At 62.5% G+C, this 12,338-nt stretch carries 11 protein-coding genes; 1 reads left to right on the top strand and 10 read right to left on the bottom strand.

All coding sequences use genetic code 11. From position 1 onward, the window contains the following. Positions 1 to 280 precede the first annotated feature (280 nt). The 3 genes from ACIPZC_RS08590 to zwf are packed head-to-tail and all read right to left on the bottom strand — an operon-like array spanning position 281 to position 3,142. Positions 281 to 955: a bifunctional 4-hydroxy-2-oxoglutarate aldolase/2-dehydro-3-deoxy-phosphogluconate aldolase gene (locus tag ACIPZC_RS08590; RefSeq protein WP_046784404.1), complete on the bottom strand. Its 675-nt coding sequence runs from the start codon at positions 953 to 955 to the stop codon at positions 281 to 283. A 17-nt stretch (positions 956 to 972) separates the two neighbouring features. Then, positions 973 to 1,686 (bottom strand): 6-phosphogluconolactonase, encoded by a 714-nt coding sequence (gene pgl, locus ACIPZC_RS08585; RefSeq protein WP_400626195.1) that lies wholly within the window; start codon positions 1,684 to 1,686, stop codon positions 973 to 975. Beyond that, complete coding sequence (gene zwf, locus ACIPZC_RS08580; RefSeq protein WP_400626193.1) at positions 1,673 to 3,142, bottom strand: glucose-6-phosphate dehydrogenase; 1,470 nt, start codon at positions 3,140 to 3,142, stop codon at positions 1,673 to 1,675. Before zwf ends, pgl begins: the two co-directional genes overlap by 14 nt. A gap of 211 nt (positions 3,143 to 3,353) precedes the next feature. Between zwf and hexR the strand changes: the two genes are divergently transcribed. Next, positions 3,354 to 4,217, top strand: a complete 864-nt coding sequence (gene hexR / locus ACIPZC_RS08575; RefSeq protein WP_400626369.1) for a DNA-binding transcriptional regulator HexR — start codon at positions 3,354 to 3,356, stop codon at positions 4,215 to 4,217. Here hexR and ACIPZC_RS08570 read toward each other — a convergent pair. The 7 genes from ACIPZC_RS08570 to ACIPZC_RS08540 form a co-directional block, all read right to left on the bottom strand. Continuing rightward, entirely contained in the window at positions 4,210 to 5,064 is an 855-nt protein-coding gene (locus ACIPZC_RS08570) for a D-hexose-6-phosphate mutarotase (RefSeq protein ID WP_241804289.1), read from the bottom strand. The two genes, hexR and ACIPZC_RS08570, sit on opposite strands and share 8 nt — an antisense overlap. A gap of 117 nt (positions 5,065 to 5,181) precedes the next feature. Then, positions 5,182 to 6,474, bottom strand: a complete 1,293-nt coding sequence (locus tag ACIPZC_RS08565; protein WP_267824086.1) for a carbohydrate porin — start codon at positions 6,472 to 6,474, stop codon at positions 5,182 to 5,184. Between the two features lie 91 nt (positions 6,475 to 6,565). Beyond that, positions 6,566 to 7,720, bottom strand: coding sequence for an ABC transporter ATP-binding protein (locus ACIPZC_RS08560; RefSeq protein WP_400626191.1), 1,155 nt, complete (start codon positions 7,718 to 7,720; stop codon positions 6,566 to 6,568). Positions 7,721 to 7,723: 3 nt separating this feature from the next. Further along, on the bottom strand, positions 7,724 to 8,569 hold the full coding sequence (locus ACIPZC_RS08555) for a carbohydrate ABC transporter permease (RefSeq protein WP_241804287.1): 846 nt from the start codon (positions 8,567 to 8,569) through the stop codon (positions 7,724 to 7,726). Further along, complete coding sequence (locus ACIPZC_RS08550) at positions 8,562 to 9,470, bottom strand: carbohydrate ABC transporter permease (protein WP_241804286.1); 909 nt, start codon at positions 9,468 to 9,470, stop codon at positions 8,562 to 8,564. The genes ACIPZC_RS08555 and ACIPZC_RS08550 overlap by 8 nt, the downstream gene beginning before the upstream one ends. Before the next feature lie 148 nt (positions 9,471 to 9,618). Beyond that, entirely contained in the window at positions 9,619 to 10,905 is a 1,287-nt protein-coding gene (locus ACIPZC_RS08545; RefSeq protein WP_400626188.1) for an ABC transporter substrate-binding protein, read from the bottom strand. Positions 10,906 to 11,009: 104 nt separating this feature from the next. Further along, positions 11,010 to 12,236 carry an AGE family epimerase/isomerase gene (locus ACIPZC_RS08540; protein ID WP_349974786.1) on the bottom strand — a complete coding sequence of 409 codons (1,227 nt, stop codon included), beginning with the start codon at positions 12,234 to 12,236 and terminating at the stop codon, positions 11,010 to 11,012. Positions 12,237 to 12,338: the final 102 nt, after the last annotated feature.

Raw genomic sequence — 12,338 nt, 5'->3', positions numbered from 1 at the left:
TGTCACAGTCGCTGAGCCGGGAGAAAGCCAAGTCGACTTAAGCGGTGCCGCGATGAACGAGAAAGTCCGCATATTTGATGCGGGCTTTTTTAACCTATACCGGCCTTTCGCGGGTCAACCCGCTCCCATAGAGACTTCACAGAATTCGAAAGCTGTGCAATGCCTGTGAAAGCGGGTTGACCCGCGAAAGGGTCGGCACTGGCAATTCAAAAACGCCGGGCAAAAAAAGGGGCGCCGACCAAGCGCCCCATAAGCCGTAAAGCACACAACAAATTCAGTATCAGTCCAGCAAAGCCATCGCCTCGGCGCTACACGCTTCGATCCGCGCCCAGTCGCCGTTCTTGATCCAGCTGCTGTCGAGCATCCAGGTTCCGCCCACGCACATCACATTGGGCAGCGCCATGTAGTTGCGCACGTTGGCCGGGTTGACCCCACCGGTAGGGCAGAATCGAATATCACCGAACGGGCCACCAAAGGCCTTGATCGCTGCCACGCCGCCACTGATTTCCGCCGGGAACAGCTTGAAGCGGCGGTAACCCAGGGCATACCCCATCATGATTTCCGAAGGCGTGCTGATGCCCGGCAACAATGGGATATCGCTGTCCACCCCAGCCTCGAGGATGTCCTGGGTGATCCCCGGGGTCACGACAAACTGAGCGCCGGCGGCCTCGACCGCGGCAAACATGCCGCGATCGAGCACGGTGCCGGCGCCGACACACAGCTCCGGCCGCTGCTCTCGCAGCACCTGGATAGCCTTCAGGCCATACTGCGAGCGCAGGGTTACTTCCAAGGTGCGGATACCACCAGCGGCCAGGGCATCGGCCAGCGGCAGGATGTCTTCCTCACGGGCGATGGTGATCACCGGCAGGATGCGCGCCGCCCCACAGATCGCATCGATCCGGGCGGCTTTCTCGGCCATCGAGAGCAGAGGCTGGGGGCGTTCAAGGGTGGTCATGACAGTGGATCCTTTGCTCATGGGCACCAGTAGATGTCCAAGGGGTCGTGAAGAAAGGCGCGAATCGGCATTTCATTGAGGTCGTTGCCCGCCAGCGCGGCGCGCAGGGTAGCGAGTTTGCCCGGGCCCTGCACGGACAGCGCGATGAACGCGGCGCTGGCCAGCAGGGAACGGGTCAGCGAAAGGCGCTGGTGCGGCACGCTCGGCGCCAGCAACGGCAGGCAGCGGCGCGTGCTGTTCAGGTCCAGGCCTTCGGCCAGATTCGGGCTGCCGGGGAACAGCGAAGCGGTATGACCATCGTCGCCCATGCCCAGTACCAGCACGTCGATGGCCGGCAGATCGGCCAATGCCTGGTCGGCTTGGGCGGCCGCCGCGTCGAGGTTCTCCGCCTGCTGATACAGCCCGACAAAACGAGCCTTGGCAGCGGCCCCCTGGAACAAATGGCGGGCCAGCAAACCGGCATTGCTGTCGGCGTGCTCAACCGGCACCCAGCGCTCGTCGGCCAGGCTGACGGTGACCTTGGACCAGTCCAGGGCCTCGGTCGCCAGCTTCTCCAGGAACGGCACCGGGCTGCGGCCGCCGGACAACACCAGGCAAGCCCGCCCTTTCGCGGCGATGGCTGCGCGCAAGCGCTCGGCCACATCAGCCGCCAATGTTGCCGAAAGTACGCGGGCATCATTCAGCTGATGCGCGTTGACCGATGTCGGCAAATTCAATTCAGATATCCCCATACCACGCCCTCCCATCACGTGTAATCAGTGCGATCGAGCTCATCGGCCCCCAGGACCCAGCCGCATACGGCTTGGGCGCATCGCCGGCGCTTTGCCAGCCCGCGATCAACTGGTCGCACCACTTCCAGGCATATTCGATTTCATCCTTGCGCACGAACAGGTTCTGGTTGCCGCGCATCACCTCGAGCAGCAGGCGTTCGTAGGCATCCGGAATCCGCGCGGTGCGCCAGGTGTCGGAAAAATTCAGTTGCAAGGGGCCGCTGCGCAGTTGCATGCCTTTGTCCAGGCCCTGCTCCTTGGTCATCACGCGTAAAGAGATGCCTTCGCTCGGTTGCAGGCGGATGATCAGTTTGTTGCCGACCTGCAAGCGCTGCTCCGGGGCGAAGATGTAGTGCGGCGTCTCCTTGAAGTGGATGACGATCTGCGACAGCTTCTGCGGCATGCGCTTACCGGTGCGCAGGTAAAACGGTACGCCCGACCAACGCCAGTTACGAATATCGGCACGCAGGGCGACGAAGGTTTCCGTGTCGCTCTGGGCGTTGGCGTTGTCTTCCTCCAGGTAACCCGGCACCGGCTTGCCGTCGCTGTAGCCGGCGATGTACTGGCCGCGCACCACGCGGGTACTCAAGCCCTCGCCAGTGATCGGGGCCAGGGCCTTGAGCACCTTGACCTTCTCGTCGCGGATGCTGTCGGCTGAAAGCTCGCTGGGCGGGTCCATGGCGATCAGGCACAACAGCTGCAGCAGGTGGTTCTGAATCATGTCGCGCAACTGGCCGGCCTTGTCGAAATAGCCCCAACGGCCTTCGATGCCGACCTTCTCGGCCACGGTGATTTCCACGTGGGAGATGGAGTTCTGGTTCCACTGGGTTTCGAACAGGCTGTTGGCGAAGCGCAGGGCGATCAGGTTCTGCACCGTCTCCTTGCCCAGGTAATGGTCGATGCGGTAAACACGGCTTTCCGGGAAGAACCGCGCCACGGCGTCGTTCACCCGGCGCGATGACTCAAGATCGTGCCCGATGGGCTTTTCCAGCACCACCCGGGTGCGCGCGGCATGGCCCGCCTTGTCGAGGTTTTCGCAGATTGCGCCATACACGGCCGCCGCAGTGGCGAAATAGGCAATCAACGGCAGCTCGGCAGGTGCCTGCTCAGCCAGGGCCTGGTAGCCCTCCGGCTGCAGGAAGTCCAGGTGCTGGTAACTCAGACGCCCCAGAAAACGCGCCAGCGCCGCAGGCTCCAGATCAGCCTCCGCCACGTGCTTGCGCAGATGGGCCTCGATGGTATTCAGGTGCTCCTGTACGCTGCCAGGCTCGCGTGCCAGCGCCAGCAGGCGAGTATCGGCGTGCAGCAAATTGGCGCGGTCGAGCTGGTAGAGCGCAGGAAACAGCTTGCGCAATGCCAGGTCGCCCAAGGCGCCAAACAGGGCAAAGGTGCAAGGTTCAACACTGATCGCAGCCATGATGTTGGTTCTTTCCTAAAGTTGGCCTAGGAATACCGCTTTCACATACGGTTTTCAAGAGAAAATGTAGTAAAAACCACAACATTACACACAAGTGTTACAGATAAGTGGTGCGCCACCCGCACCGACAGTACGATAGACGACTGTGCAAAAAGCCTGCTGCTCCGCCAGCCGGCTGTCTTCTCGACCCAAGGACACACCCATGGACCGCGTGCGAAACCTCCTGGAGCAGATCCAGGGACGCCTCGACGAGCTGAACAAGGCCGAACGCAAAGTCGCCGAAGTCATCCTGCTCAACCCGCAACAAGCCACCCGTTTCAGCATTGCCGCACTGGCCCAGGCGGCCAAGGTCAGCGAACCGACCGTCAACCGCTTCTGCCGCTCGTTCGGCGTCAGCGGTTACCCCGAGCTCAAGCTGCAGCTGGCGCAAAGCCTCGCCAGTGGTGCGGCCTATGTCAGCCGCGCGGTCGAGGCCGATGACGATCCTGCAGCCTACACCCAGAAGATCTTTGCCAGTGCAATCGCCTCGCTCGACAGCGCCTGCCAGCAGCTTGACCCGCAGCAGGTCAGCCGCGCCGTGGACATGATGATCCAGGCCCGGCAGATCCACTTCTTCGGCCTGGGCGCGTCCGCCCCGGTAGCCCTGGACGCCCAGCACAAGTTTTTCCGTTTCAACCTCGCCGTCTCGGCCCACGCCGACGTGCTGATGCAGCGCATGCTGGCTTCGGTGGCTCACACTGGCGATCTGTTCGTGATCATCTCCTACACCGGGCGCACCCGCGAACTGGTGGAGGTAGCGCGCCTGGCCCGCGAAAACGGCGCCTCGGTGCTCGGCCTGACCGCCGCCGGCTCCCCCTTGGCCCAAGCGTGCAGCCTCAGCCTGCACATCCCGCTACCGGAAGACACCGACATCTACATGCCGATGACGTCGCGGATCATCCAGCTTACCGTGCTCGACGTACTCGCCACCGGGATGACCCTGCGCCGCGGTGTGGACTTCCAGCCGCACCTGCGCAAGATCAAGGAAAGCCTCAACGCCAGCCGCTACCCGATCGAGGACGACCAACTCAGCTGAGCCGGTGCGCCTGCAGCCGCAAATGGGCGCGCTGCCCCGGCGCCAGGCTCAGGCCTTCACCGCTGCCGCTGGCCGCCTCGACACAGACGAAACCCTGGCACTCGCGCCCGCTCACACCCATCAACGGGCGGTTGCCGGGGTGCCAGACCACGGTATCGTCACTGTCACCCGTATCGATGCACAGTTCTCGCTGCCAGGCCGGGTCCTGCAGCTGTACGCGCGGCGTGCCGGGATAGACCTTCTGGCAGCCGCCCTTGAGCTTCAACGCGCCGTCTTCGCGGCAGGCTTGCCGGCTCAGACGGTCATAGCCTTGGATATCTTCGAGCCCGGACAGCGCTATCTCGGAAACGTCGCTGATACGCCAGTAGGCCAGCAGTGCATGGCTCAACTGGCAGGGTTCGCTGTCCTGGTGCTCGGTACTCAAGCTCAGTTCCATGCGGCTGCCCAGGCGAGCATGCAGGTCGACCTGCCAGTCGCACAAGTCCAGGCGCCACTTCAGGCTCACGCCCTCCTCGTCCTCACGGCTGTCCACCAGCTTCCAGTCCAGCAGGCGCGCCCAACCGTGGGCAGGCCACAGGTCCTCGCTGGGGTGGCGACCATACCACGGCCAACACACCGGCACGCCCCCACGGATCGCCCCCACCTGCGGCCACTGCTCGGCACACCACAACCAGGGCCGCTCACCGGCCGGCTGGAAGTGCAGCAGTTGCGCACCCTGGCGGCTGAACACCGCCTGGCAACGGGGGTGGTCAATGATCAGCACATCGCGCTGCTGGTAACGCTCCCACTCGAATGTCGGCCTGGGCCGCTGTGCGGTAAAGAAGCGATGTAGCGGATGTTCAGGCATGGTTCCAAGCTCTTGTTGTTTGAGATAGCGCTGTCTCGGCCTATCCCCGACAACCACTGCAAGCCAGTGGATGCCGGGAGCCGTTTTTGGATTGGCGTAAATTTACAACAAACAGGCTCAGAATGACGACTGAATCTTCAAACCAGCGACCAGCGCGTTGTCCACCTCGTCCACCCCACCGGGGCTCTTGATGTACTGAAGGTTCGGGCGAACGGTCAGCCAGTTGGTGACGTGGAAGCCGTAATAGAGCTCGGCGTTGTATTCGGTGCGCTGCAGCGGCACGAAGCCCGGGTTGTCGTAGTCATTTATGCCACTCTGGGCATTGAGCTGTTCGGCACGTTTTTTCACGTCATCGTTGACGTGGATGCGGGCGATACCAAAGCCGATATCGTCCTTGGGCCGGGCATCGAAGGCGCCTTTGTAGACCAGCCCTACCTGCTGGTAGTTATCGACCACGTTGGTCGCTTTGTCATGCACGGTGAAGTTGGCGAACAGGCTCAGACCGCGGCTGGCGTCGCCACCATGGGCGGTGACCTGCTGCTGCGCAACCACCCACCAGCCATGCTTGCTGGAGTGTGACTTGAAGCCGGCGCCGCTGATCCCTTGCGGGTTGCCATTGACGTCCTCGTAGACGTCTTCGGCATCAGCCGTGCTGTAGTAGTAGCCCAGGCGGTACTCGCCCGGCAGGCCGTTGACGTGCGGTGACCAGACCGCCTCCACCGGCAGGATCGCGCCCTTGGTGCCGCTGCCGCTGAGCTTGAAGCCGTTGCCGGTTTCCAGGTTGGAAGGGTTCTGCTCGAACGCGCCGACCTGCACGAAGAACTCCGGCGTGATGTTGTACTTGACCCGCAACGCCCACTGGCTGACCGGCCAGTTGTACCAGATGCCGCCGACCCAGTTGCCCACCTGCGATCCACAGAAGGCCAGGTTCTGGAAGTCACAGGGGAAGCTGTTGAAGTCCTCGCCCTCGCCGAACCGGCCAAATTTCACATCCAGGGCACCGTCGAAGTACTTCTGCTTGATCCACATCTGGGTCAGGCGCCAGGTCTGGCCGCGCCCCCATACCTCCTGCACCGAACTGAACTGGCCGGCCCGCGGGTCGCTGATACGGTCATTGGAAAGGTTGCGGCCACTTCGCTCGGTGATCGCCAGTTTGAACTCGGCATCGTGCCAGCCAAAAATCTTCTGCAGGTCCAGGTGCGCGCCGAGGGCGAACTGGTCGCTGTAGCGCGCGGTCTTGTCGTCGTTGTAGCCGCCATTGAGGTTACCAGCGACCTCACCCACATAGTCGAGGGTGAAGTCGTAGCCTTTTTCCAGCAGCTCGGTACGGGTCCCCCCCCAGTCGCCGGTCATCCATTTCGATTCGCTGGAGAAGGCCTCGGCGGCCTGAGCCCCACTGCTCCCAACCATGGCCAGCAGGGCCAGCGAGCCCAAGGTCCTTATGCGATTGCGCTGTTCCATCCCTTTGCGTCCTCTTTTTCTTATTGATGGTGTCGACGATTCAACGGCTCTTGAGGTGAGTCACGTTGTCCTTCACTGAAACGTTGGCAGTATTCAAGTCCAGGCGTTCGCCGCTGGCGGCGTCAAACAGCAGCACCCGAGCCGGGTCGAACTGCAGGTTAAGGCTGTCACCGACCCGGCACGCCACATCCGGCGCCAGGCGGCAGCACACTTTGGTCTGGTTGAGGGTGACGAAGACCAAAAGGTCGGGGCCGGTAGGCTCGGTTACCTGCACCTCGGCGCGAATGCCCGGCAGGCCATTGCCCTCGCCGGTACCCAGGCTGATCTGCTCCGGGCGGATGCCGAGGATGACCTCGCGCCCGTCGAGTTCGTCGACGGCCATGCCCAACGGCAGCTCGCACCGTGCCTGGCCGCTGTCGAGCAGGGCCAGCAGGCGCCCGTCCTGCCTGGCCAGGCGCACCGGAATGAAGTTCATCGGTGGTGAGCCGATGAAGCTGGCGACGAACTGATTGGCCGGGTCGTTGTAGATCTGTTGCGGGGTACCGAACTGCTGAATGATGCCGTCCTTCATCACCGCAACCTTGTCGCCCAAGGTCATGGCCTCGATCTGGTCGTGGGTGACATACACCGTGGTGGTTTTCAGTCGCTGGTGCATCAGTTTCATTTCCGTGCGCATCTCGACGCGCAGCTTGGCGTCGAGGTTGGACAACGGTTCGTCGAACAGGTAGATCTTCGGCCGCCGCGCCAACGCGCGGCCCATCGCCACCCGCTGCTGCTGGCCACCGGACAACTGCGCCGGCTTGCGTGCAAGCAGGTGTTCGATCTGCAACAGCTTGGCCACACGGGCCACTTCCTCGTCGATCGCGGCCTGCGGCATCTTGCGGATCTTCAGGCCGAATTCGATGTTCTCGCGCACGCTCATGGTCGGATACAGCGCGTAGGACTGGAACACCATGGCGATGTCACGATCCTTGGGGCTCATGCCACTGACATCCTGATCATCGATGAGAATCGCGCCGCCGGTGATGTTTTCAAGGCCCGCGATGCAGTTCATCAAGGTCGATTTACCGCAGCCCGAAGGGCCGACCAAAATCAGGAATTCGCCGTCCTTGATCGACAGCTGAATGTCCTTGAGGGTGTCCGGCAGGCCGCTGCCGTAGGTCTTGTTCACATTACGAAGTTCAAGCGTTGCCATGACTTACCCCTTGACCGCGCCGGCTGTAAGCCCGCGAACGAAATACTTGCCTGCCACCACGTAGACCAGCAGGGTTGGCAGGCCGGCGATCATCGCCGCCGCCATGTCGACGTTGTACTCCTTGGCCCCGGTACTGGTATTGACCAGGTTGTTCAACGCCACGGTGATCGGTTGCGAATCGCCGCTGGAGAACACCACGCCGAACAGGAAGTCATTCCAGATCTGGGTGAACTGCCAGATCAGGCAGACCATGATGATGGGTGTCGACATCGGCAGGATGATGCGGCGGAAAATGGTGAAGAACCCGGCACCGTCCAGGCGTGCGGCCTTGACCAGCGCATCGGGAATGCTCACATAGAAGTTGCGGAAGAACAGCGTGGTAAAGGCCAGGCCATAGACCACGTGCACCAGCACCAGCCCGCTGGTGGTGCTGGCCAGGCCCAGCTTGCCGAGGGTGAACGAGGCTGGCAGCAACACGGTCTGGAACGGCAGGAAGCAACCGAACAACAGCAGGCCGAAAAACAACTGGGACCCACGGAAACGCCACATCGACAGCACATATCCGTTGAGTGCACCAATGGCGGTCGAGATCAGCACCGCTGGCACGGTGATCATGATCGAGTTCCAGAAATAGCCGCTGACCGTGCCCCAGGCCTTGACCCAACCGATGCCGCTGACCACGGTCGGCCAGCTCAGCAAGTTGCCGGTACTGATGTCCTCCGGGGTTTTGAAGCTGGTCAGCAGCATCACCACAAGCGGCACCAGGTAAAGCAGCACGGCGATCAGCAACACCGCGTGAATGGCGATGCGGCTGATGCTTGGCAGCGGTTTTTCGATGGGGCTATGCATGGCGTTTGCTCCGCAGCTCCGAGTACAGGTAAGGCACGAGAATCGCCAGGATCGCCCCGAGCATGAGGATGGCGCTGGCCGAGCCCATGCCCATCTGGCCGCGGCTGAAGGTGAACGAGTACATGAACATGGCCGGCAGGTCGGACGAGTAGCCCGGGCCACCGGCAGTCATTGCGGCCACCAGGTCGAAGCTTTTGATCGCAATGTGCGAGAGGATCATCAGCGAACTGAAGAACACCGGGCGCAGGCTCGGCAGCACCACGGTCCAGTAGATGCGTGGCAGGCTCGCACCATCCATCTGTGCAGCACGGATGATCGACTGGTCGACCCCGCGCAGGCCGGCAAGGAACATCGCCATGATGAAACCCGAGGCTTGCCACACGGCGGCGATGACAAGGCAGTACACCACGCGGTCGGGGTCGATCAGCCAGTCCAGGCGGAACCCTTCCCAGCCCCAGTCACGCAACAGCTTGTCCAGGCCCATGCCTGGGTTGAGCAGCCATTTCCAAGCGGTACCGGTGACGATCATCGACAGGGCCATGGGGTACAGGTAGACCGTGCGGATGAAACCTTCGCGGCGGATGCGCTGGTCGAGCAGCACCGCCAGCAGTACGCCGATGGCGAGGCTGATACCGATGAACAGCCCGCCGAACACCAGCAGGTTCTTGCTCGCCACCCACCAGCGATCGTTGTCGAACAGCCTGGCGTATTGCGCAAGGCCCGCCCACTTGTAAGTCGGCAGGAAGGTCGAGGTGGTGAAGGACAGGACGAACGTCCACAGGATGTAGCCGTAAAAGCCCACCAGGACGATGAACATGCTCGGTGCCAGCACCAGCTTGGGTAGCCAGCGCTGCAGCGCATCCAGGGGGGAGGCCCGCAGTTGGGCGGTTGCTGTAGTCATGATGTGATTACCCGGGGCCTGGGCAGCCCCTGTATTGACGGTACTGGCCTCATCGCCGGCAAGCCGGCGCCCACCGGTACGCCACAGTGTTCAAAAGCATCGGAGCAACTGTGGGCGCCGGCTTGGCGGCGATGGGGCCATCAGGTTTTCACTTGGCCGATCTGATCGCCGCAGCCAGCTTCTTCGCTGCAGCTGCAGGGTCTGCCTTGGGGTCGTTGATGTAGTTGGTCACCACATCGAAGAAGGCGCCCTGCACGGCCAGCGTAGTGGCCATGTTGTGCGCCATGCTCGGCTGCAGGCCGCCGGTCTTGGCGTCGGCCATGAAGTCCTTGGCCGACGTCTGGGCGCAGGCGTCGAAGCCGTAGGCGCTCATGTCCGCGAGCATGTCGTTACGAACGGGAATGGAGCCTTTGTTGATGCTGAAGACCTTTTGGAAGTCCTGGCCAAGCACCTTTCTGGCAATGTCCTGCTGGCCAGCGGCCGTGCCTTCGTCGTTCTGCTTGAACACCACCAGCGAGTCGATGTTGTACAGGAAAGCCTTGTCGGTGCCAGGGAACGCTACGCACTGGTAGTCCTTGCCAGCGGTCTTCTTGGCCAGGGTCCATTCGCTCTTGGCCCAGTCACCCATGATCTGCATGCCGGCCTTGCCATTGATGACCTTGGCCGCTTCCAGGTTCCAGTCCTGGCCTTTGCCGTCGGGGTCCATATAGGTGGCGACCTTCTTCAGCTCGGTCAGTGACTTGACCATCTGCGGCCCGGTCAGCGTGGCTTCATCGAGGTCGACCAGCGCTTTCTTGTAACCGTCTGCCCCCATCACCGACAGGACCACACTTTCGAACACCGTGCTGTCCTGCCATGGCTGGCCACCATGGGCGAGCGGGATGAAGCCGGCCGCCTTGAGTTTTTCGGCGGCGGCGTAGAATTCGTCGAGGGTGGTCGGCGCCTTGTCGATGCCGGCCTTCTTGAACACTTCAGGGTTGATCCACAGCCAGTTGATGCGATGGATGTTCACCGGCACGGCCACGTAGTCACCTTCGTACTTGACGGTATCGGCGACTTTCTTGTCGAGCAGCGAGTCCCACTTCTCTTGCTTGGCCACATCCTTGAGCACATCCGGGTCCAGCAGCCCGGTGGAAGCCCATTCCTGGATGTCCGGCCCCTTGATCTGGGCGACACCCGGCGGGTTACCGGCCACCGCGCGACTCTTGAGCACGGTCATGGCCGTGGCCCCACCACCGCCGGCAACAGCCCCATCCTTCCAGGTGAAGCCATCCTTCTCGACCTGGGCCTTGAGCACATCGACCGCCGCTTTTTCCCCACCGGATGTCCACCAGTGCACCACTTCGACACTGCCTTTGGAGTCGGCGGCGAAGGCACTGAGCGGGAACAGGGAGGCGAAGGAAATGGCGGCAGCGAGGCGGAGAGTCGAATTCATCGGAGTACCTTTCTTGTTGTTATGCCGGGCAAGTCGAGCGCTTGCATTGCATGGAGTCTAATCAGAGTGCCCGCTGCGTCAGGTAACGAAGCGATGCGTGAATGTCATCGTTTGGTTACATTGCGCGCCAGTGCGCTGGCCAGGCTGGGAGCCAGGGGCAGCGTTGGCAGCAGTACAGCCTGGTAGGCGTGATAGAGGTCTGGCTTGCCAGCCCAGATCGTCGCCGCTGGCTGATTGTCCGGGCCGAGTTCGTGGTGCCAGCTTCCGGCTGCGCGGTCGATGAAGTGGGTGTCGATGAAGGCCCAGAAGCGCCGGTACCATCGTTCGTACTGTTGCTCGCCGGTTCGCCGCAGCAGCGCTGCGGCGCTGGCGCAGGCTTCGGCATGCACCCAGTGCAGGCGCTCGCGCACCCTGGGCCGATCGTCCCAGCCCAAGGTGTAGACGATGCCCTCGGCACCATCGACGCTCCAGGCATGGGTGCAGGCGTTGGCGAACAAGCCCCGCGCACAGGCCAGCAGCCATGCTGGAACGGGAAGCCCGGCCTGACGACGTGCAGCTTCGAGGTGAAGGGCCAGACGGGACCACTCGAATGCATGGCCTGGCGTTGTGCCGTAAGGGCGGAAGTGGTCTGCAGGATTGTCCTGGTTGTATTCGGGGAGCGGTTGCCAGTGCGCATCGAAATGTTCGATTACCCGGTAGCCACCGGCGCCAGCATGGCCGTGAATGATGCGTTCGACGATACGCAAGGCGCGCTCTAACCAACGCACATCACCGGTCACGTCTGCCAGGGCGAGGAAGGCCTCGGTGGCGTGCATGTTGCTGTTGGCACCGCGGTAGGCTTCGGGCTGCTGCCAGTCGCTGGAAAAGGATTCGCGCATTGCACCCTCCTCTTCGCTCCAGAAGCGCTCTTCGATGACCTGTATCGCCTGCGCCAGCAACCCCTGTGCGCCCGCAGCGCCAGCCACCACGGCAGAGCTGGCGGCAAGCGCGACGAAGGCATGCAGGTAAGCCGCCTTGCCATTGTCGCCCTGCCCGTGCGGCCGGGCGAACCAACCGCCGTACTCGGCGTCGCGCAAAGGCCCGCACAAGGCGTGTACACCGTGCTGCACCAATGCCAGGCAGCCAGGCGCCCCCTGGAGGTGGGCCAGGGCGAAGCTGTGGGTCATGCGTGCGGTGTTCATGGTTTCGGCAACAGCCGTAGGGGGCAGATTGCCGCGGGCGTCGAGATTGCCGAAACCTTCGGGGGCTTGCGAGGCCTTGGCGAAACGGAGCAGCCGCTCGCCCTCGCTTGCGAGCCAGGCGGTATGTTCCGGGGAGTCGATGTAGTCCATGCTCCTGCTGCTTCCCTGTGTGAGGTTTGCAGATTCTAGCCAGCCGTCCTGGCTGGGATGTCACGAAGGCTTGCGGCTATGTCACCGATCGGTGACACACTC

The organism is Pseudomonas sp. NPDC089743, from assembly GCF_044748785.1.
GTDB lineage: Bacteria > Pseudomonadota > Gammaproteobacteria > Pseudomonadales > Pseudomonadaceae > Aquipseudomonas > Aquipseudomonas putida_X.
The sequence above is the reverse complement of the archived record's forward strand: the minus strand, read 5'-3'. Positions and strand labels throughout refer to the sequence as shown.